Genomic DNA, 21,377 nt, shown 5'->3' with positions numbered 1-21,377 from the left:
TGGCCTGGAGTACGAACTAGCTGTCCGGAGGCTTTGTATGATGATCCCGTTTGATCAGGTAGCTTCCTGAACTAAAGGGATCACCCGTGAAAAGTGTATGGAGAGACAACAAACACTCATCTCAGTCATCATTTATTTAGTCAAGCACAGATTTTGGTCCTGAGCCCAAATTGATATACTTTAAAATTCCTGATATAATATATGCGAACAAACATTCGCAAGCTTGCGGTGAAGTCTTTTGAATACATTTGGTTTTGGAGGGAAGGAAATATATGAAACTGGCCATTATCAATCGTGTGCGAACAAATAATTTCAATGATCCTGATTTGATACCGAAGATTACGGAGCTGTGGAAGGAGGCTTCTAATCGTCTGACGGATCCAGAGACGATCATCTATGGCGTCTATCACGATTACGAGAGCGACTATAAAGGTGACTATACATTAAGCATTGCTATAGAAGATAGCAACAGCGAACCTGCACTGGAAATACCGGATAACGCAGCATATGAAATCTTTAACGTGGACCCATCAGAAGAACAAGGGGTTATAAACACCTGGAAAAAGATATGGGAACGTGAGGATTCAGGCACCTTGAATAGAGCGTATACCTACGATTATGAGAAATATGATTCCCGTGGAGGAGTTGAGATTTACATAGCCATACAGTGATTCGGACGGGGACTCTCCTAATGATCTTAGCGTGACGATCGGGAATAAGATATGATAATCTATATTATATGAAACTCCATGTAAGTTGAAGCTACTTTGTTCAATCCATTACGGGACAAGAGGGGTTTTCTATTTTATAGAATCATATCATCTGGTGCGGTTTGTTGTCATGAAGGATATAAGTTCGTGAGATGATCAATCCGGCATAGCGAAGGACAGGGAGAGAATCGATGACGGATTTATTGATGTATGAGCGGGAATTATGGGAGCGTTACGTGCATATCGCTGGCATTGACGAGGTGGGACGGGGCTGTCTGTTCGGCGACGTGGTCGCCGCTGCGGTTATTTTGCCGCAGGGGCTGGAGATAGAAGGAATCAACGATTCCAAGAAACTGAGCGCGAAGAAGCGGGATGCCTTGTACGAGCAGATCATGGATCAGGCGCTGGCAGTTGGGGTAGGCCAAGTGGATGCGGAGACGATTGACAGAATCAATATCAAGCAGGCGGCCCGGCTTGCGATGAAGCTTGCGCTAGAGCAGCTGTCGACCAGACCGGATTTTCTTCTGGTTGATGCGGAGAAGGTGGATTGTGATCTGCCGCAGCGGGCGATCATTAAAGGGGATGCGAACAGTCAATCAATCGCTGCCGCCTCCATTGTAGCCAAGGTTACCCGGGATCGGTTATGTGAAGAAGTGTGGGAAGCCCGGTTTCCGGATTACGGGATTGCAATACATAAAGGCTATGCCACCAAACTGCATCGGGAGAAGCTGAGCTTGCATGGCCCCACGTCGCTTCATCGGCGAAGTTTTTTGAAAAATATGGAAGTCGAGCAATTGTCGCTCTTCTAAGGTTCGTTGCAGCCCGCCCTCGCGAAAAGGCGGGCTGCTGCCGATATATAAGGGAAAGGAACAATTAGGGGGACAAATAAGGTGAACATCGGATCGTTGATTCGAGGACTGTTGGGAGAGCAGAAGCCGGGGGATGCGAAGACATTGGAATTGAAGCCCGGCCAAGTCGTCCGCGGTGTAGTAATGAATGTAACGGAGAACGGTCAGGAGGCGGTTGTCCAGATTCAGGGCGTACAGGTTAAGGCGAAGCTGGAAACCCCGCTGCGGGCGGGGGAAACGGCATTGCTTCAGGTTCAGCCGCCCGGAGAAAGTGCGACCGCGGTCCTGAAACCGCTGAGTCAATCGCAGGCACTGCCGCTGTCTCCTTCCTCGATGGCTGAGGTGCTTGAGTATGCAGGATTGCCGGATACGAAGGAAAACCGGGAAATGATTCGGGCGATGCAGCTTGCGGGCGTTCCTTTGACTCGAGAAAATATAAGCCAGTTTCAAGGGATGATGGGAGCCAGGCCGCCGCAGGTGCCGGCGGCAGAGTGGCTGGAATCGGCAGCGATCGCGTTTCATCGCGGGCTGCCTATCACACCGGAGAGTGTGCGGGGGCTGCATCAGGCCGTATTCGGCCCGCCGCTCCATCAGCTGCTGCAATCGCTGGAGCAGCAGCTGATCGCTGCGCTGACCGGGCAGAGCAGTCCCGGCAGCCCTGGGGAGGCGGCCGGAGCATCCCGGACCGCTCAGGCGGCTCCGGGCCCGGGGGCGGCCGCTGATGCGGCTCCGCAGCCGCAGGGCGCAGCAGCAGGCCAAGCCGGCGCTGCCCAGGCGGCGGGCGGGGGCCAGCAGGCGGTGCTGGTGAAGCTGCAAGGCTTGCTGCACCAGCTGCGCACCGAGCTGGCCCAGCAGCCCTGGAACGGCCAGCAGCTGGCGCAAGGCTCGGCTGCTGCCGCACAGGGCCAGGCCGCCGGGCTGCCCACAGGGCCGACGGCCGCGAGCGCGCCGCCAGCTGCGGCGGCGCCACAGGGGGGCGAAGGGGCCGCAGGCCCTTCGCCTCAGCAGCCGCCTGTCCGCGGCTCTGACGAGCCGTGGGTAGGGCGGCTGCTGAAGCTGCTCGGTGCGGAGCACGAGCAGCAGGCCCTGCGCGGGGCGGCTGGCAGCAGCCCCGCGGGGGACGCGGCGCGAGCCGCAGGCAGCGCCGCGCAACCCGGGCAGCACGCGCAAGCGCTGCCCGGGGGCGGGCCGGCCGCGGGCGGTTCCGCCCAAGGCGCGGCCGGAGCGGCGGGCGCCGGGGCCGCGAATGCGCCGGCGCCTGCCGCCGCTGGCCAGGCCGCGGCTAGCGTAGCTGCCGCGGGGGGCCAGGCTGCGCAGCCTGCGGCAGCGGCAGCCGGCCAAGCCCCAGGCCAGCCTGGCGGCTCCGCAGGGCCAGGCGCGGGGGCAGCAGCGGCTGTGCCGCAAGCTGCTGCCCCTGCTGGAGCTGCGCAGGGAGCACCGAATCTGCCTGGGGCTGTCGCTCCGCAGGCAGGTTCGATAGCCGCGCAGCAGGACACCATCAAAGGGCTGCTGCTTCAACTGGTGTCGGCGAACGATACGCCGCCAGCGCTCAAGGAGGCAGCCCAGCAGCTTGTACAGCATCTGACAGGACAGCAGCTGCTTCTGAATACCGACCGGACCGCACCTTTTGCCCAGGTGACAATGTTTATTCCTCTTCACGGTGCGGACGGTCAGCAGACCGCTTCGATTCATATCCAGTCGCGAAGAGGTCCTAAAGGCGAGCTCGACAGTACGAACTGCCGACTGCTGTTTGACCTCGATATGAAAGCGCTCGGTCTGACGCTGATTGATGTGCAGATTGTCGACAGGATCGTCAGTGTGAACATCCGAAATGATCAGGAGTGGGCTTCAGAGCTGTTTGAACAGCGGAGGGAAGACCTTGCCACAGGGGTGGAGTCCGTCGGCTACCAGTTGCTCAGCCTGAAGGTTGAACCGCTGCCTGAGGCCCAAGACATGGCGTCCGAGCTTCCTTCAAGAGGCACGGCCTCGGAGTATACGCCTCAATCATACAAAGGGGTGGATATGAGGATATGAAGCAGCCAGATACTGAAGCCAATGCTGCGATCAAAAAAGCAGTCGCCCTCAAGTACGCTCCAGGTGACCATGAAGCGCCTGTCGTCGTAGCGAAGGGTTCGGGAGAACTGGCGGAGACGATCCTGCAGAAAGCGATGGAGCATGGCGTGCCGGTACAGGAGGATGCGGCTTTGGTGGAGGTGCTCTCCAAGCTGGATCTAGACCAGCAAATCCCGCCCGAGCTTTATCAGCTGGTGGCCGAAGTGCTAACTTATGTGTATCAGGCTGACCGCCAGGCAGAAAAAGGGGGCGTGATGAAATAATGTCCTCACAAGGTAAAGCGGATAACCGCAAGCAGAAGGGAGACGCGGCCGAGACGGCGGCAGCTGAAATGCTGCTCCGGAAAGGATACCGCATTCTGGAGCGCAACTGGCGCAGCCGTTACGGCGAGCTGGATATTATTGCAGAGACGGAAGGCGTGCTGGTATTTATCGAGGTGCGCAGCCGAACCGGCACCGCAAGCTACGGTACGCCGTCCGAATCCGTCAATGCAAGGAAAATGATGCAGGTCAGAAATACGGCGGAGCAGTATATTCACTATAAACGCTATTACGACAAGCCTGTTCGGTTTGACGTCATTTCGATCATTCTTCAGGATGACATGACAGCGGCCTCCATGGATCATATTGTCAACGCTTTTTAACAACACGGATGAGCGGGGAACACTGCTCCCGGATTATAAGTTCATATAGCAAAAAACGCATGCCGCAACAGATTGCTTCTATGACTCGGCATGCGTTTTTCTATGATTAATAGGCAGCAGTATTTCTCTGCTCTATTGTGTTTCATGCGTTACTTACTTTTGGTCCACTCCATCAAATACTCCGGCTGCCGGGTGTCCGGGTCCAGCATTTCTTGTTGCACCTTAAACCCGTGTCGGGAATAAAACTGAACGGCCTGTTCATTTGCCTTGTATACCTTGAGCTCCAACCGCTCCTGTCGGCTTTTGATATGGTCGAGCAGCTTCCGGCCATATCCCTGAGACTGATACTCAGGGTCAATGAACAGCGCGGCCAAATACGAACCGACAATCGAAATGAACCCTCGAATATGTCCGTCTATCTCCAGGACATAGGATTCCGACATCGGCAAATACACATTTTTCATCTCGCTCTGCTTTGATGACCAGTATTCCATCGGAATAAAATGGTGGGCCTGTTCCGACCCTCTCAGCCATAGTTCAATCATTGAATCCTGATCACGTTCTTCCATAAGTCGAATATTCATAGACATGCTCCTTGTGATGATTTCTTCAGACATACACCGGCAGCTGGTCCAGCTGCCGATATTGGATCGCCTCGGCGACGTGGTGGCTGCCGATGCACTCTGCTTGGTCCAGATCCGCGATCGTTCTGGCAAGCTTTAATATTTTATCATAGGCGCGCATGCTGAGCCCAAGCGTATCGATCGTGGTCTGGAGCAGGCTGGCCGAGGCGCTGTCGAGCGCAGCATAACGACGCAAATGACTGCCAAACAATTCGCTGTTCCAGCTGAATGGCAGATGTCGGTATCGCGTGGATTGAAGGAGCTGTGCTGCCATAACCTGCTCCCGCATTTCCCGGGATGAGAGCTGATGCGCGGTGTCATAACGGTCTTTCGGACGCGGAACCTCAACCTGCAGATCGATGCGATCAAGCAGAGGGCCGGATATTTTAGCACGATATTGTCCGATCCGTCGCGGGCTGCAGGTGCATCGCTGCTGCGGATGATCGTTTCCCCAGAATCCGCACGGACAAGGATTCATCGATGCAGCGAGCATGAAATGTGCAGGGAAGGTGAGAACAGCTCTCGCCCTGCTGATCGTAACCTCACGATCCTCCAGCGGCTGGCGCAGCACCTCAAGCACATGCCGGGAGAACTCCGGAAGCTCATCGAGAAAAAGTATGCCCTTGTGTGCGAGGCTGACCTCGCCGGGCCTTGGAATGGTGCCGCCCCCGATCAGCCCGCCGGATGAAATGGTATGATGAGGGGATCTGAAAGGACGTCTGGTCATCAAACTTCCGGTATGCTTAAGCTTTCCGGCTGCGCTGTATATTTTCGTTGTCGTTAACGACTCTTGTTCACTTAACGGAGGCAGAATGGTAGGAAGCCGCTTCATCAGCATCGTTTTTCCGGTACCGGGAGGGCCGATGAGCATGATATTGTGCATGCCTGCTGCGGCAATCGTCAGCGCGCGCTTGACATGCGGTTGTCCGATGACGTCGCTATAATCCTCAACGACATCATCCGGGGTGTTCACGCATCCATGGTTTTCAATATCGGACTTGGTATAAAGCAGTTTGGACAGATGGACTGTGAAAGGCGCGGATCTCCCCGGCGAGTGCGTTTCACTTTGAGGCCCGTCCGGTTCAATTAACCCGTCCGCCTGGCTGCCCGTGAGCTCCTTAATATGACGCAGCCCGTATACGTTCATCCCGCCGATTAGCGCAGCCTCCGGGGCGTTCTCGTAGGGGAGCAGCACGCCCTTTAACCCGTCCCGTTTGGCCTTCTCCACCATAGGCAGCACCCCGTTAATGGGACGGAGTGATCCGTCCAGCGCCAATTCACCGAGAATGAGCAGCGATTCAGGTGAAAAATCAATTTGCTCGCTCGTTACCAAAATGCCTAACGCAATGGCAAGATCAAAGGACGATCCTTCCTTGCGCAGGTCGGCTGGCGCCAGATTAATGGTGACCCTTTTCATCGGATAGGTGAATCCGCAATTTTTGACCGCGGCCCGCACCCGCTCGACCGATTCCCGGATCGAGGAATCCGGTAGTCCGATGATGGAGGTTTGAGGCAGACCATTCGACAGATCAACTTCAACCTGAATCGTGACGCCGTCGATTCCGTGAAGGCAAGCGCTGTATAGCTTACCGTACATATTAAAAAGCACCTCTCTTTCGATATTCGGCTCTGGTGGCTCTACTATGTTGAGTCCGGCCGACAATCCGAAAAAGGGTGCTTCCTCATTTTCGTTCATATATAAGTAATTGTAAAATTATTCATCAGTTACTGTCAATAACGAGTCTTGGGTATCCCTTTCCTCTGCCTTTGCATGATTATCCCTTTCGTTCAGGAATCGAAGAGCGGTGGGAAAGGTTCATGAATCGTGGAGTGGAACAAAAGTGTGGATGCAGGAGTAGATGCTAGACTGGATGCAACAACGGCTCACGTCAAGAGGGATACGTATAGGAAATAAACAAGCTTACGGTTCAAAGTCGGGTTCAATGTTCTACCTGACTAAAAGGAATAAGCGTACAAAGCTGGCGAAAATCGAGAGTGAATCTATAATGCATGGCTGCTTGAAGCTAGCAGGACGACTAAAGTAGAGAAAATCCCTCCTGACTACCTTTGAAAAATGTATTATAATATTTTAAATTACATTAATTGGATAACTAACTCCATTAGTAAAACTCTCTAACCAAGCCTCGTCCATGCCTATATTCACGACTCCCCCATAGCGTATGCGAATCGATTATTGATGCCAACCTGCATCCCATCTAGTTGGGGGACAGCCCGCCGTTACCATTTGCAGACGGAACCATAGAATAAAGTACATGCTAAGACAATCGCAATGGGTGTTAGATCAGGAGATCAAGGAGGTAAGAGCATGCCGATAGTGTGGATAGATCCTGGACATGGTGGAAGGGATTCGGGCGCAACCGGCAACGGATTGCTGGAGAAAGATGTGGTGCTGGCGCTCTCGGTAGCGATCAAGCGAAAGCTGGAGGCCGAGTATGACGGGGTTCAGGTGCTGATGTCCCGGGACAGGGACGTGTTCCTGGAACTCTCGGAGCGCACGAACGCAGCGAATCGGTCCGGTGCCGATATCCTTGTATCCATTCACTGTAATGCCGGTGGAGGCAATGGAGGGTTTGAGTCGTTTCGTTACACCTCGGTATCATCCACTACCGTGAACCTGCACGATGCGCTGCATGCTGAGATTATGAAAGCACTGGCGCCATTTAACGTTATAGATCGAGGTGTGAAATCCCAGAACCTGCACATGCTGCGGGAGAGCAGAATGCCGGCCGTTCTAACGGAAAATCTGTTTATTGATGTAGCGTCGGATGCGAACAAGCTGAAGAACCCCGACGTCATTAACGCACTGGTAAACGGTCATGTGAACGGGATTGCCAGACACTTGGGCCTGACACGAAAAGGGGGGACTCCTCAAATGGACAAGGCTAACGTTATCGCCTACGGTAAGGAAATTCAGAATGGCCTCATCATTAACAATACGGTGTATGTTCCTTTAAGAGCATTGGCAGAAGCAAGCGGAGATCGTGTGGCGTGGGACAATCAGACGAAAACCGCGACCGTCACCAAACCACAATAAACGAGTAATGATTGCAATAATAGCGAGTAGTACTGCAACCCAACGGGTAACACAACAGCATAACACGTGTTATAAACCTCCCTTAAACATGACTAAAGGGAGGTTTATCGTTGTGATCGCCCTATGAGGTCGATCTTGCCTGCTGGCGATATTGCCTTGGGGTCACCCCGATTTTTTTCTTGAACAGTTGATGGAAAAATTTCAGGTCGCTGTATCCCACCTCGGATGCTATTTCTGCCACGCTTTGATGGCTGGCCGCAAGCTGGCGGCAGGCGGCATCCATTCGGATGCCCTGCACATATTCGGTGAAGCTCATTCCGGTCTGCTTCCGGAACAGGCGACTGAACTGCCGTTCACTGAGATTGGCCTTGGCGGCAAAATCCCCGAGTCTGAGGCTGCTGGCATAATGGCGGTCAATATAGGCGACAGCTTCATCGATGGACAACCACTGCGGTCTGTCCCGCTCAGGCGATCCGAGCTGAAGCTGATGTCTGTACAAGCCGGCTAATATTCGAACGACCAGCGCAGCGAGCACCCCCAAATATCCTGGCGGTCTGGCGGAAAACTCGCGATGCATCTCGCGGAATAGGGCATGGTATTCTCCGGCATCATCCCGCATCGAGAACCAGTGCACCCGCTGCTCGATAAACGGTTCGCATAACTCTGAAGCATGGGGAAAGGCGTCCCGCAGCTCCACTAAATACCGGGCTGGAAACAGACAGTTGTATACGATCAGCGGCCGGTCCTTGCGCATCGTTCTCGGACGAAACACATGGCTGCGCCCGATCGGAATGAAGAACAGTGTCCCGTGCTCCACCGGAACGGCATCACCGGCAATGTAATGGACCCCGGAGCCTTCGCTCACATAAGTGATTTCAATAAATTCATGGGAATGCTCGGCCATCTCAAACGTTTCGCAAGCCCGGTTTACATAGATCGGAATTCCCGGTTCAAAAAAATGCTCCCCTGGCATTACAAAAGTACTCCGTGTCTTGCTCATGCCTACCGCCCCTTATTCAGACTGCCTTGTTTGGCTTCATCTTACGAAACCGGTTGCAAAATGTCCAGATCGACCTATAAAAATGTCGCATGCCTCCCCTGAACAAGAGAGCAGCGCCCCCTACAATAGAGGTGAGATGCTGCTCGCATGGCGGCAAATGCTCGATGAAAGGGAGGAACACGTATGCAAGCACTGGAAGTGACTCGTCTGAGCTGCGAATATCGCCACAATCCGATTGGACTGGGAGTAAAGCTGCCCAGATTCAGCTGGCAGCTGGCATCGGATCGCATGCATGTGATGCAGCATGCTTACCGGATTCAGGTGTCCAGCGGCGGGCAGGGGTTTGATGAGCAGCGGCTGGTATGGGATACGGGAAAACAAACATCGGACAATTCCTTGCTCGTCGAATACGGCGGAGAGGCGTTACAGTCCCGGCAACGGTACTACTATCGAGTCAAAGTATGGGATCAACGCGGAGGCGAGTCGGACTGGAGCCCGTCGGCCTGTTTTGAGATGGGGTTATTGCACCCTTCGGACTGGTCTGCACGCTGGATCACGCCGGATGACAAGGCGATTGATCCGCTGGCAGAGGAAGTGTTCCAGGTGAGAACTACCTTCACTGTCCGGAAGGGGGTTAGCCGGGCTACCGTATACGTCACCTCGCGAGGGATGTATGAGCTGGAGCTGAACGGCCGGCGTGTCGGGGACGAGCAGTATGCCCCGGGCTGGACCAGTTATGACAGCAGGCTGCAGGTACAGGCTTATGATGTCACCGATCAGATTCAGGAGGGCGAGCGCAACGCCATCGGCGCTTTCCTGGCCAATGGATGGTACAAAGGGGTTCTGGGCTGGGACAGTCAATCTGGTAAATATGGCGATACGCGGGCGCTTTTGCTGCAGCTGCATATGGACTACGAGGATGGGACGACAGATGTATTGGTCAGCGACAGGTCTTGGCGGGCTTCCACAGGGGCGATTCTCATGTCTGAGCTTTATCATGGCGAAACCTATGATGCTCGCCTGGAGAAAACCGGATGGTCTACTGCGGCCTATGATGATTCCGATTGGGCAGAGGTCAGGGAGTTGGCCGATTCGAGAGACGTGCTTGTGATGCAGGAGAATGAGCCTGCACGCGTGACAGAGCAGATCAAGCCCGTGGCCTTGCTGCGGACCCCGTCGGGTGAAACGGTCATTGATATGGGCCAGAATATGGTCGGCCGCCTTCATCTCCGGCTGGATCTGCCGTCAGGCACTTCGATTACGCTCCAGCACGGGGAGGTGCTTGATCAAGACGGCCATTTTTACACCGCGAATCTCCGGTCTGCCAGACAAACGGTGCGGTACACCTGCAAGGGCGGCGGGGAAACGTATGAGCCGCGATTCACATTTCAGGGCTTCCGTTATGTCAAGGTGGAGGGCTGGCCGGCAGAGGCTCCGCTGGAACTGGAGCGGATCACCGGGCATGTCATTCATACCGATATGGAGAGAACCGGTGACTTTGAATGCGCTCATCCGTTGCTGAACCAACTCCAGCGTAATATCCGATGGGGGCAGCGAGGCAATTTTGTGGATGTTCCTACCGATTGCCCGCAGCGGGATGAGCGGCTTGGCTGGACCGGGGATGCCCAGGTGTTCATTCGGACCGCGGCTTTCAATTACGGAGTCGCGTCGTTTTTTGCGAAGTGGCTGCGCGATTTGAAGGCTGATCAACGTGAAGATGGCGGCGTGCCGTTTGTCATTCCGGATGTGTTGGATGAGAAGTCACACTCCTCTTCGGCCTGGGGCGATGCAGCGGTTATATGCCCATGGACGCTGTATGTCTGTTACGGCGACAAGCGTGTGCTGGCAGAGCAATATGACAGCATGAAGGCATGGATTGAGTATATCCGCTCCCAAGGGGATAACGAGTTTTTATGGAATACCGGATTTCACTTTGGCGACTGGCTCGGCCTTGATGCTAAGGAAGGCAGTTATGTAGGAGCTACGCCGAAGGATTTGATCGCCACCTGCTTCTATGCCTATTCGACCGGGTTGTTTGTGAGAACGGCGCAGGTGCTCGGCTATAAGGAGGACGCTCGAAAGTATGGCGAATTGTATGAAAGCATTGTGGCGGCGTTCAACCGGGAGTTTGTGACGGGAAGCGGCAGGCTTGCTGCCCATACCCAGACGGCACATGTGCTGCCGCTGATGTTCGGGCTCGTCGATGGGCCGGTGCGCGAGCGACTGGCACGGACGCTGGCGGATGACGTGCAGGAGCAGAACGGTCATCTGACAACTGGCTTTGTAGGAACCCCGTACCTGTGCCATGTGCTGTCCGAGAACGGGTATCATGAATTGGCCGTAAAGCTTGTGCAGCAGGAGGACTATCCATCCTGGCTGTACTCGATCCGCCAGGGGGCGACAACCATATGGGAGCATTGGGACGGGATCAAGCCGGATGGGACGTTCTGGAGCAAGGACATGAACTCCTTTAACCATTATGCTTACGGCTCCATCGGCGACTGGCTGTACCGGGTCGTGGCCGGGCTTGACCTCGACGAGTCGCAGCCGGGATATAAACGCATTCTGTTCCGGCCACGGCCGGACTCTGGTATGGCCTATGCCAGAGCCTCGTATGAGTCGGGGTATGGAGTGATTCGGAGTGGATGGCGCATAGACGAGAGCGGCTCCGTCATCTATGAGTTTGAACTGCCTCCGAATACGATGGCAGAGGCTCGCATTCCGCACGGGCAACTGGCGGGTGTCTTGGTCAACAACAAGCGTGCAGAGCAGGCTGAGGGCGTGCTTTCCGCCCGAGAGTACGAAGCTTGCGCGGTGCTCGAGCTTGGCTCGGGGACGTACCGAATCGTAGCTGGCGGAGTCATCGAATAGACGGCGAGAATGAGCGGGCAGCGCTGCGTTGGCAGCGATGATTAGGAGGGCACCTGACAGGACTTCCTTGTATTTCTGAGCGGCTGTTGACCCATGTTGATGGGTGGCAGACGCTCTATTTTTTTACGATTAGAGTTAGATAAACCTATCTCCCAAATTCCATTATATTCCAAATATTCTCTTGACGGGATCAATTCCATATCAAAATAGAGTGGATCATAGGCCATTTTTTTAAGGTAAGCGTTTTAAAAACATGTTACAATAACTTGGGTTCATTATATAAAAGGTTGTCATGGGAACCGCTAACATAGATAGCTTTCCCAGCCGACCCGCCTTGTTCCAGTCATGTTGATAGGAGGATTCCAGAATGAATATCCATGAATATCAAGGAAAACAAGTACTGAAGCAATACGGAGTAGCCGTTCCGAACGGCAAGGTTGCGTTTACGGTTGAAGAAGCTGTCGAAGCGGCCAAATCTTTGGGCAGCCCGGTGACGGTTGTGAAGGCGCAAATTCATGCAGGTGGCCGCGGTAAGGCCGGCGGCGTGAAAGTTGCGAAGAACCTCGATGAGGTTCGTGCCTATGCCGAAGAGATTTTGGGCAAGGTGCTGGTCACTCACCAGACCGGACCGGAAGGCAAAGAAGTTAAGCGCTTGCTTATTGAGGAAGGCTGCGACATTCGCAAAGAATATTATGTCGGCGTTGTGGTGGACCGTGGAACCGGACGCGTCGTTATGATGGCCTCCGAAGAAGGCGGAACGGAGATTGAAGAGGTTGCAGCAGCTACGCCGGAGAAGATTTTTAAAGAGGTCGTTGATCCAGCGGTTGGACTGCAAATGTTCCAGGCTCGCAAACTGGCATATTCCATTAATATTCCGAACGAACTGGTAGGCAAGGCAGCCCAATTCATGATGGCTTTGTATAAAGCCTTTGTGGAGAAGGACTGCTCGATTGCCGAGATTAACCCGCTTGTCGTTACAGGTGACGGCAATGTGATGGCACTGGATGCGAAGCTCAACTTTGACTCCAATGCGCTGTTCCGTCATAAGGACATCCAGGAGCTGCGTGATTTGGATGAAGAGGACGAGAAGGAGATCGAGGCATCCAAATTTGACCTGAGCTACATAGCGCTTGACGGCAACATTGGCTGTATGGTGAATGGTGCCGGTCTTGCGATGGCAACGATGGACATCATCAAATACTACGGCGGCGAGCCGGCCAACTTCCTTGATGTAGGGGGCGGTGCAACGACGGAGAAGGTTACGGAAGCCTTCAAGATCATTCTGTCCGACCCGCAGGTTAAAGGCATCTTCGTGAACATCTTTGGCGGCATTATGCGCTGTGATGTGATCGCCAACGGTGTGGTGGAAGCCGCGAAGCAAATCGGGCTTAGCCGTCCGCTTGTCGTGCGTCTGGAAGGGACAAACGTAGAGCTTGGCAAGCAGATTCTGGCGGAATCCGGACTGAACATCGTACCTGCCGATTCCATGGCCGACGGAGCGCAGAAGATCGTCTCCCTCGTTCAGTAATTATTCATTCCTGAACAGGCATGGCACATGAAGGAGAATTCCGCTCCTGCCGTGCGGTTGCTTTCATTATTCAAATGAGGAATTTTGCAAAGTCCTGAAATTACAATAGGGGATGTGAATCAATCGTGAGTATTTTGATCGATAAACATACAAAAGTAATAACGCAAGGGATTACAGGGAAAACGGCTCTGTTCCATGCCAAGGGCGCTCTGGATTACGGCACGCAAATGGTGGGCGGTACATCTCCAGGCAAAGGTGGAACCCAAGTCGAAATTACGCTGGAGAATGGAACAAACGTCAGCCTCCCGGTGTTTAATACGGTTGAAGAAGCCAAAGCGAAGACCGGTGCTACGGCCAGTGTTATCTATGTTCCGCCTGCATTTGCCGCAGATTCCATCATGGAAGCTGTCGATGCTGAAATGGAGCTGGTTATCTGTATTACCGAGGGGATTCCGGTCCTTGATATGGTGAAGGTAGCGCGTTACATGGAAGGCAAGAAGACACGCCTGATCGGTCCGAACTGTCCGGGTGTCATTACGCCAGGTCAGTGCAAAATCGGCATTATGCCAGGCTACATCCATACTCCGGGCCATGTCGGCGTTGTATCCCGCAGCGGTACGCTGACGTATGAGGCGGTTCACCAGCTGACGGCTCGCGGCATCGGACAATCCACCGCGGTTGGCATCGGCGGCGACCCGGTGAAGGGAACCGAATTCATTGATGTGCTGAAGCTGTTCAATGAAGACCCGGACACCTATGCGGTTATTATGATTGGTGAAATTGGCGGTACGGCCGAAGAAGAGGCTGCCGAGTGGATCAAAGCCAACATGACTAAGCCTGTTGTCGGCTTTATCGGTGGCGCTACAGCGCCTCCAGGGAAGCGGATGGGTCATGCCGGCGCCATTATTTCCGGCGGTAAAGGTACAGCCAAGGAGAAGATTTCGGTACTTGAAGCTTGTGGTGTCAAAGTTGCGCCAACCCCTTCCGAGATGGGCTCGACACTCGTTAGTGTTCTGGAAGAACAAGGCATTCTGGCGAAGTGCACAACGCACTAATTAACGGAGCGCTACTGAAATTCATAGTTTCATAGTAGTTTGATTCAAGGTAAGCAACCTTTTATTTCCCGATGGGAGATAGAGGGTTGCTTTTCGTGTTTTTAAGGATAAATCTATCGTCATTAACTGAACCGAAGGGAGCAGCGTTATATGGATATAAGCAATATCGTATTGGCGGCACTGCATGAAAGCGAAGGGATCGGCTGGAAAACGATCGAGCGCATCATGCATAACGGTGGCATACGCAGCGAAATGCTTCATTATAGAGCAACGGATTGGGAGGCTTGCGGTGTGGGTGTCGAAACGGCGCATCATCTCGAACATAACTTCATGCTTACTGTCGAATCGGTGACGAACCGGATGTCGGACGATGACACGAACGAGCCTCGACAACAATGCAGCTCCGCATCAAATTTGACAAATGATCAAAAAATACGTATTATTACAGCCCTCGATACGTTGTATCCACAGCGCCTGCATTCGTCCTCCCAGCCACCGTGGGTGTTGTACGCAATTGGCGATCTCCAGCTTATGGAGATGCCAAGCATTGCCATGGTAGGCACCCGCCTGCCCACGGCATATGGCAAGAAGGTAGCGGCCGTGCTGGCGGAGGAGCTGGCGGAGGCGGGATTTGCCGTCGTCAGCGGCATGGCAAGAGGCATCGACAGTGTGGTGCACGATGCGGTTCTGGCCCGTGACGGCCGGACGATCGCTGTGCTCGGAGGAGGGATCGATGTCGTTTACCCGCCGGAGAATCGCTCGCTCTATGAGGATATTGCAGACAAGGGGCTGATCCTCTCTGAATATCCGCCGGGAACCAAGGTGCGCCCGGGCTTCTTTCCGCGTCGGAACCGGATTATTGCAGCGCTTGCGCTCGGGACGGTGGTGGTCGAGGCCGATGCCCGCAGCGGCTCGCTCATTACGGCGGATATGGCGCTGGAGGCGGGAAGGGATGTTTTCTCGGTTCCTGGACAAGTGACATCTCCGAAGAGCAGGGGGACGCTGGATTTGATCAAGCAGGGAGCCAAGATGGTGACATGCGGTGCGGATATTATAGAAGAATATGAAATTTGGTTGCCAAAAGGCATAAAGGATTCATACAATAAGGAGCGGCAGGAGGATCATTTTGCTGCTGGAGAAAACGCCGGGTTGACAAATGATGAACTGGAAATATACCATAGGCTCGAACAAGGGCCGGGCTCGCTCGACGATTTGCTGGAGCAAACCCGATGGGATTTTGGACATTTGCATTCAGTTCTGTTATCTTTAATCATAAAAAAGCAGATAACCCAATTACCCGGTGCTATATATAAGATCATTTAAATGGGAAGTTTGATGTTGGAGAGGAGGATGAACCTGTGGCGGATTCTCTCGTCATCGTAGAGTCGCCTGCCAAGGCGAAAACCATTGGCAAATATCTCGGCAGCAAGTACATCGTGAAAGCTTCAATGGGGCATGTTCGCGATCTGCCGAAAAGCCAAATCGGCGTTGAGGTAGAAAATGGCTTCAACCCGAAATACATTACGATCCGCGGAAAAGGTTCTGTCTTAAAGGAACTTAAGGATGCAAGCAAAAAAGTGAAAAAAGTGTATCTCGCGGCTGACCCCGATCGTGAAGGTGAGGCGATCGCGTGGCATCTGGCGCATGCGCTGGAGCTGGATGAATCCCAGAGCCTTCGTGTCGTCTTTAACGAAATTACGAAAACAGCCGTCAAGGACGCTTTCAAAACACCGCGCAAAATCAACATGGACCTGGTGAACGCACAGCAGGCGAGACGAATTCTTGACCGTCTGGTAGGTTACAAGATCAGCCCGCTGCTGTGGAAGAAAGTGAAGAAGGGGCTGTCGGCCGGCCGCGTGCAATCCGTAGCCGTCAAGATCATTCTGGATCGGGAGAATGAAATCAATGCGTTTGTTCCCGAGGAATACTGGACGATTACCGCGAAGCTGGCGGTGAAGGGCGCTTCTTTCGAAGCGAAGTTTGTTCAACTCGACGGCGCGAAGAAGGAACTCGGGAGCGAGCAGGATGTAAACGAAATTCTGGCCGCGATTCAGGATGCCTCCTTCGAGGTAACCGACGTGAAGGAACGCGAGCGTCAGCGTCATCCATCGCCACCGTTTACGACAAGCTCCTTGCAGCAGGAGGCAGCGCGTAAGCTCGGCTTCAGAGCTGCGAAAACGATGTCGGTTGCCCAGCAGCTGTATGAAGGTGTGGAACTCGGCAAAGAGGGAACCGTCGGTCTGATTACCTACATGCGTACGGACTCCACACGGATCTCGGAAACGGCGCAAGGCGAGGCCAAGGATTACATTCAGAACAAGTACGGAGATCCTTTCGTGCCGGAAAGCCCAAGGCAATATTCGAAGAAAGGCGCAAACGCCCAGGATGCGCACGAAGCGATTCGTCCGACATCGGTCCTGCGTGATCCGGAATCCGTCAAGCCTTACATGAGCCGTGATCAGCTTCGGCTGTATAAACTGATCTGGGAGCGCTTTGTCGCCAGCCAGATGTCATCGGCTGTACTGGATACGCTTTCCGTAGACATCGCCGCCGGACGCACGGTCTTCCGGGCAACGGGCTCCAAGGTTCGTTTCCCTGGATTCATGAAGGTGTATGTTGAGGGCAATGATGATGGCACCACCGAGGAAGACAAATATTTGCCAGCGCTTCACAAGGGCGATCAACTGGAGAAACAGAACATTGAACCGAAGCAGCACTTTACCCAGCCGCCTCCACGCTATACGGAAGCGCGTCTTGTCCGGACGCTGGAGGAACTTGGCATAGGACGTCCGAGTACGTATGCGCCGACGCTGGAGACGATCCAGAAGCGGGGTTATGTCGCGATCGAAGAAAAGAAATTCGTTCCGACAGAACTTGGCGAGCTTGTGATCGAGCAGATGGAGCAGTTTTTCCCGGAAATTCTGAACGTGGAATTTACGGCGAACATGGAAGAAGACCTTGACCATGTGGAGGATGGCACGGAGGATTGGGTCAAAATTTTGTCCGAATTCTATGAATCCTTCGAAAAGCGGCTTGAGGTTGCGGAAGAAGAGATGAAGGAAATCGAAATCGAAGATGAGGTTTCCGATGAAATATGTGAGAAATGCGGCAAGCCGCTCGTATACAAGCTGGGACGATTCGGAAAATTCCTGGCATGCTCGGGCTTCCCGGATTGTCGCAACACGAAGCCGATCATCAAGAATATTGGTGTTGCTTGTCCGAAGTGCAAGGAGGGGCATGTGGTGGAACGCCGGAGTAAAAAGGGGCGCATTTTCTACGGATGCGACCGTTATCCGGAATGCGATTATGTATCCTGGGATAAACCGTCTCCGAAGCCTTGTCCGAACTGCAGCGGACAGATGATCGAGAAGAAGAGCAAGCAGGGCATCAAGCTTCAATGTACAGCCTGTGACTATTCTGAAATGATGGAAGAACAGGACGAAGCAGCAGAATTGTAAGGCATACAGGAGGTAATGAAGTTGACTGAAGCACAAAGGGTGACCGTCATCGGAGCCGGTCTTGCAGGGAGCGAGGCCGCTTGGCAAATTGCCAGCCGGGGGGTCCCCGTCACCTTATATGAGATGCGTCCGGTGGTCAAGACGCCGGCGCATCATACGGACAAGTTCGCTGAGCTTGTCTGCAGCAACTCCCTTCGCGCGAACGGTTTGACGAATGCCGTGGGCGTTCTGAAGGAAGAGATGCGGATGTTGAATTCACTCGTTATCGGCTCGGCAGACCGCAACTCGGTACCCGCCGGCGGCGCGCTGGCGGTAGACCGGGACGGCTTTTCCGGAGAGATTACGCACACGCTGCATAATCACCCGTTAATTGAAGTCGTAAACGAGGAAATCCAGCATATACCTGAAGAAGGCATCGTCGTCATTGCTACAGGTCCGCTGACATCGCCGGCACTGTCGGCCGAGATTCGCGAGCTGATGGGCCAGGATTATTTCTACTTCTACGATGCGGCTGCGCCGATTATCGAGAAAGACTCGATTGATATGAGCAAGGTTTACCTGGCCTCCCGATACGATAAGGGAGAAGCCGCCTACTTGAACTGCCCGATGACCGAAGAGGAGTTCAACGCCTTCTACGAGGCGGTCGTGAACGCAGAGGTGGCCGAGCTCAAGGAGTTCGAGAAGGAGATCTATTTTGAAGGCTGCATGCCGATCGAAGTGATGATGAAGCGGGGAAAACAGACGGCGCTGTTTGGTCCGATGAAGCCGGTGGGCCTCGTCAATCCGCATACGGGAGAGCTGCCTTATGCCGTTGTCCAGCTTCGTCAGGACAATGCGGCGGGGACGCTGTACAACCTTGTAGGATTCCAGACCCATTTGAAATGGGGAGAGCAGAAGCGGATCATCTCGATGATCCCAGGCCTAGAGAACGCGGAAATTGTACGCTACGGTGTCATGCACCGCAATACGTTTGTCAATTCGCCGAAGCTGCTTGAACAGACCTATCAGGTGAAAAACCGTCCGAACCTATATCTCGCCGGGCAAATGACCGGTGTGGAAGGATATGTGGAATCGGCTGCTTCCGGCTTGATTGCAGGCATCAATGCAGCGCTGGCAGCGCAGGGCAAGGAAGGAATTGTATTCCCGCAAGAATCAACGATCGGCAGTATGGCATATTATATTACCCATGCCGATCCGGACAACTTCCAGCCGATGAATGCCAATTTCGGACTGCTGCCTCAGCTTGAGAAGCGCATTCGCAACAAGAAGGAGAAGAACGAAGCTTTGGCCAACCGGGCGCTGGACCAGATCCGTTACTTTATTAATGACCATGGACTGAATAAGATTTTATAACCATTAGGGAGGTCGGCCATCATGGATATGACTTTTCATGCGACTACGATCTGCGCCGTGCGGCATAACGGCACTGCAGCCATTGCCGGCGACGGTCAGGTAACCTTCGGGCAGAACGTCATCATGAAGCAGACCGCCAAAAAGGTACGCCGTCTTTACCGGGGACAAGTTGTCGCCGGTTTTGCCGGTTCTGTGGCGGATGCAATCACGCTGTTTGAGAAGTTTGAAGCCAAGCTGGAGGAGCATCATGGCAATCTGCAGCGCGCGGCTGTGGAGCTGGCCAAAGACTGGAGACAGGACCGGATTTTGCGGAAGCTTGAGGCGCTCATGATCGTGATGGACAAAACGGGGATGCTGCTCATTTCCGGGAACGGGGAGATAATCGAGCCGGATGATGATGTGCTGGCGATCGGCTCTGGCGGCAATTTTGCGCTCTCCGCCGGCCGTGCATTGAAGCGCCATGCCCAGCATTTGGAGGCGAAGGACATCGCCCGCGAGGCGCTCCAGATTGCCTCTGAAGTGTGTGTGTACACCAATGGTAATATCATTGTGGAAGAGCTGTGATCGAAGTTTATACAGGGCGGAGGTAGAGCGATGAAGAATGAAGCGATGACCCCTAGGCAAATTGTTGCCGAACTGGATAAGTATATCGTTGGACAGAAGGAAGCCAAGAAATCGGTGGCGGTTGCGCTCCGCAACCGATATCGTCGCAGCCTGCTGAGCGACAGCGAGCGGGATGAAATCGTGCCCAAAAATATTCTGATGATCGGTCCGACCGGTGTCGGCAAGACAGAGATTGCCCGCAGGCTTGCCAAGCTGGTGAACGCTCCATTCGTCAAAGTAGAAGCCACCAAATTTACCGAGGTCGGATATGTCGGACGTGATGTGGAATCGATGGTTCGGGACCTGGTGGAAACGGCGATTCGGATGGTGAAGCTGGAGCGTACCGAGAAGGTTCGCGACAAGGCGGAAGAGATGGCTAATGAGCGTATCGTGCAAATCTTGGTTCCATCGAGATCGAGTCAGAAAAATCAGCGCAACCCGTTTGAGATGCTGTTCGGCGGGGGAAATGCCGGTCAGACGGAGCAGGAGGAGCCTGAAGACAAGGATGTGAGCCTGAAGGAGCAGCGGAGACAGGTCAGGTTTAATTTGTTGTCAGGGAAGCTGGAGGATGACATCATCGAGATTGACGTGGAGGACACCTCTCCGAACATGTTTGACATGTTTGCCGGTCAGGGCAATGATCAGATGGGGATGAACATGCAGGAGATGCTCGGCAGTCTGATGCCCAAGCGCACCAAGAAACGCAAGCTCAGCATTAAAGAAGCGAGAAAGGTGCTGACCCAGGAGGAAGCGGCCAAGCTGATCGACATGGACGATGTCATCCAGGAGTCGATTCGCCGTGCGGAGCAGTCCGGCATCATCTTCATAGATGAGATAGACAAAGTGGCGAGCCAAGGCCGGCAGTCGGGACCTGATGTATCCCGGGAAGGGGTCCAGCGCGATATTTTGCCTATCGTAGAGGGCTCCACGGTGATGACAAAGTATGGGCCGGTGAAAACAGACTTTATTTTGTTTATCGCAGCGGGTGCTTTCCACATTGCAAAACCGTCGGACCTGATTCCTGAGCTGCAGGGACGTTTTCCGATTCGCGTAGAGCTGGACAGTTTGTCCCTGGATGACTTTGTATCCATTCTGACCGAGCCGAAAAATGCTTTGACCAAACAGTACATTCATTTGCTTCGAACCGAGAATTTGGAGGTTGAGTTCTCACCTGATGCGATCAGGGAAATTGCGCAAATTGCTGCTTCGGTCAACCAGAATACCGAGAACATCGGGGCGCGGAGGCTCCATACGATATTGGAAAAGCTGCTGGAGGATCTGTCGTTTGAAGCGCCTGAGCTGACGCTGGATCGGCTTGTGATCACGCCGCAGTATGTGCGCGAGAAACTGGCGGGCATTGCCCAGGATCGGGATCTGAGTCAGTATATCTTATAACCCCGTCAATTCTACAGCGGGATGCGACAAGGCTGTCGATCCCAAACTCGGGATATTGTCGAATGACTTTCGCAAGTTGGAAGCTGGCAGGACGGTTTTCGTGGTTTTTCTGGAAATGATAGGGAGAAAAACAGGACCCAGTGGTGTGAAAATACGAGAAAA

At 53.8% G+C, this 21,377-nt stretch carries 17 protein-coding genes; 14 read left to right on the top strand and 3 right to left on the bottom strand.

Going from position 1 to position 21,377, the window contains the following annotated elements; translation table 11 throughout:
- The first annotated feature begins 272 nt into the window (after positions 1–272).
- The 5 genes from CHH67_RS13770 to CHH67_RS13750 all read left to right on the top strand — a co-directional run bounded on the left by CHH67_RS13770 (position 273) and on the right by CHH67_RS13750 (position 4,274).
- The gene (locus tag CHH67_RS13770; protein WP_095265772.1) at positions 273–671 is read left to right on the top strand and encodes a GyrI-like domain-containing protein; all 399 of its coding nucleotides are present in this window, start codon (positions 273–275) and stop codon (positions 669–671) included.
- 230 nt (positions 672–901) lie between these two features.
- Positions 902–1,519: a ribonuclease HII gene (locus tag CHH67_RS13765; RefSeq protein WP_095265771.1), complete on the top strand. Its 618-nt coding sequence runs from the start codon at positions 902–904 to the stop codon at positions 1,517–1,519.
- Between the two features lie 81 nt (positions 1,520–1,600).
- Positions 1,601–3,592 (top strand): hypothetical protein, encoded by a 1,992-nt coding sequence (locus CHH67_RS13760; protein ID WP_095265770.1) that lies wholly within the window; start codon positions 1,601–1,603, stop codon positions 3,590–3,592.
- Complete coding sequence (locus tag CHH67_RS13755; protein WP_095265769.1) at positions 3,589–3,894, top strand: EscU/YscU/HrcU family type III secretion system export apparatus switch protein; 306 nt, start codon at positions 3,589–3,591, stop codon at positions 3,892–3,894. The genes CHH67_RS13760 and CHH67_RS13755 overlap by 4 nt, the downstream gene beginning before the upstream one ends.
- Positions 3,894–4,274, top strand: coding sequence for a YraN family protein (locus tag CHH67_RS13750; protein ID WP_155618128.1), 381 nt, complete (start codon positions 3,894–3,896; stop codon positions 4,272–4,274). The genes CHH67_RS13755 and CHH67_RS13750 overlap by 1 nt, the downstream gene beginning before the upstream one ends.
- A gap of 149 nt (positions 4,275–4,423) precedes the next feature.
- Here CHH67_RS13750 and CHH67_RS13745 read toward each other — a convergent pair whose 3' ends face one another.
- Together CHH67_RS13745 and CHH67_RS13740 are read right to left on the bottom strand one after the other, a co-directional pair.
- A complete protein-coding gene (locus CHH67_RS13745) occupies positions 4,424–4,858 on the bottom strand; it encodes an N-acetyltransferase (RefSeq protein WP_095265767.1) in 435 nt (144 codons plus the stop codon).
- 25 nt (positions 4,859–4,883) lie between these two features.
- Complete coding sequence (locus CHH67_RS13740) at positions 4,884–6,494, bottom strand: YifB family Mg chelatase-like AAA ATPase (protein ID WP_095265766.1); 1,611 nt, start codon at positions 6,492–6,494, stop codon at positions 4,884–4,886.
- Positions 6,495–7,223: 729 nt separating this feature from the next.
- On the opposite strand from CHH67_RS13740, the gene CHH67_RS13735 reads away from it, so the two are divergent.
- Entirely contained in the window at positions 7,224–7,952 is a 729-nt protein-coding gene (locus CHH67_RS13735) for an N-acetylmuramoyl-L-alanine amidase (RefSeq protein ID WP_095265765.1), read from the top strand.
- A gap of 121 nt (positions 7,953–8,073) precedes the next feature.
- Here CHH67_RS13735 and CHH67_RS13730 read toward each other — a convergent pair whose 3' ends face one another.
- Positions 8,074–8,952: an AraC family transcriptional regulator gene (locus CHH67_RS13730; RefSeq protein WP_095265764.1), complete on the bottom strand. Its 879-nt coding sequence runs from the start codon at positions 8,950–8,952 to the stop codon at positions 8,074–8,076.
- A 183-nt stretch (positions 8,953–9,135) separates the two neighbouring features.
- Between CHH67_RS13730 and CHH67_RS13725 the strand changes: the two genes are divergently transcribed.
- From CHH67_RS13725 to hslU, 8 genes are all read left to right on the top strand, one after another.
- Entirely contained in the window at positions 9,136–11,823 is a 2,688-nt protein-coding gene (locus CHH67_RS13725; protein ID WP_095265763.1) for an alpha-L-rhamnosidase, read from the top strand.
- Between the two features lie 367 nt (positions 11,824–12,190).
- Positions 12,191–13,351, top strand: coding sequence for an ADP-forming succinate--CoA ligase subunit beta (gene sucC / locus CHH67_RS13720; RefSeq protein ID WP_095265762.1), 1,161 nt, complete (start codon positions 12,191–12,193; stop codon positions 13,349–13,351).
- A 125-nt stretch (positions 13,352–13,476) separates the two neighbouring features.
- Positions 13,477–14,406, top strand: coding sequence for a succinate--CoA ligase subunit alpha (gene sucD / locus CHH67_RS13715; protein WP_095265761.1), 930 nt, complete (start codon positions 13,477–13,479; stop codon positions 14,404–14,406).
- A 150-nt stretch (positions 14,407–14,556) separates the two neighbouring features.
- A complete protein-coding gene (gene dprA / locus CHH67_RS13710; RefSeq protein ID WP_095265760.1) occupies positions 14,557–15,729 on the top strand; it encodes a DNA-processing protein DprA in 1,173 nt (390 codons plus the stop codon).
- 35 nt (positions 15,730–15,764) lie between these two features.
- A complete protein-coding gene (gene topA, locus CHH67_RS13705; RefSeq protein WP_095265759.1) occupies positions 15,765–17,864 on the top strand; it encodes a type I DNA topoisomerase in 2,100 nt (699 codons plus the stop codon).
- Positions 17,865–17,885: 21 nt separating this feature from the next.
- Complete coding sequence (gene trmFO, locus CHH67_RS13700; RefSeq protein WP_095265758.1) at positions 17,886–19,217, top strand: FADH(2)-oxidizing methylenetetrahydrofolate--tRNA-(uracil(54)-C(5))-methyltransferase TrmFO; 1,332 nt, start codon at positions 17,886–17,888, stop codon at positions 19,215–19,217.
- 21 nt (positions 19,218–19,238) lie between these two features.
- Complete coding sequence (gene hslV, locus CHH67_RS13695) at positions 19,239–19,781, top strand: ATP-dependent protease subunit HslV (protein WP_095265757.1); 543 nt, start codon at positions 19,239–19,241, stop codon at positions 19,779–19,781.
- 30 nt (positions 19,782–19,811) lie between these two features.
- Entirely contained in the window at positions 19,812–21,215 is a 1,404-nt protein-coding gene (gene hslU / locus CHH67_RS13690; protein WP_095265756.1) for an ATP-dependent protease ATPase subunit HslU, read from the top strand.
- Positions 21,216–21,377: the final 162 nt, after the last annotated feature.

It is taken from the genome of Paenibacillus campinasensis, assembly GCF_002272015.1.
Lineage (GTDB): Bacteria > Bacillota > Bacilli > Paenibacillales > Paenibacillaceae > Paenibacillus_AQ > Paenibacillus_AQ campinasensis.
Note: the sequence above shows the minus strand (reverse complement) of the source record. Positions and strands in the feature narration are given on the sequence as shown.

Coding starts and splice junctions, on each gene's coding strand:
- CHH67_RS13770 (WP_095265772.1), top strand. CDS start 273: ATGAAACTGGCCATTATCAATCGTGTGCGAACAAATAATTTCAATGAT.
- CHH67_RS13765 (WP_095265771.1), top strand. CDS start 902: ATGACGGATTTATTGATGTATGAGCGGGAATTATGGGAGCGTTACGTG.
- CHH67_RS13755 (WP_095265769.1), top strand. CDS start 3,589: ATGAAGCAGCCAGATACTGAAGCCAATGCTGCGATCAAAAAAGCAGTC.
- CHH67_RS13750 (WP_155618128.1), top strand. CDS start 3,894: ATGTCCTCACAAGGTAAAGCGGATAACCGCAAGCAGAAGGGAGACGCG.
- CHH67_RS13745 (WP_095265767.1), bottom strand. CDS start 4,858: ATGAATATTCGACTTATGGAAGAACGTGATCAGGATTCAATGATTGAA.
- CHH67_RS13740 (WP_095265766.1), bottom strand. CDS start 6,494: ATGTACGGTAAGCTATACAGCGCTTGCCTTCACGGAATCGACGGCGTC.
- CHH67_RS13735 (WP_095265765.1), top strand. CDS start 7,224: ATGCCGATAGTGTGGATAGATCCTGGACATGGTGGAAGGGATTCGGGC.
- CHH67_RS13730 (WP_095265764.1), bottom strand. CDS start 8,952: ATGAGCAAGACACGGAGTACTTTTGTAATGCCAGGGGAGCATTTTTTT.
- CHH67_RS13725 (WP_095265763.1), top strand. CDS start 9,136: ATGCAAGCACTGGAAGTGACTCGTCTGAGCTGCGAATATCGCCACAAT.
- sucC (WP_095265762.1), top strand. CDS start 12,191: ATGAATATCCATGAATATCAAGGAAAACAAGTACTGAAGCAATACGGA.
- dprA (WP_095265760.1), top strand. CDS start 14,557: ATGGATATAAGCAATATCGTATTGGCGGCACTGCATGAAAGCGAAGGG.
- hslV (WP_095265757.1), top strand. CDS start 19,239: ATGGATATGACTTTTCATGCGACTACGATCTGCGCCGTGCGGCATAAC.
- hslU (WP_095265756.1), top strand. CDS start 19,812: ATGAAGAATGAAGCGATGACCCCTAGGCAAATTGTTGCCGAACTGGAT.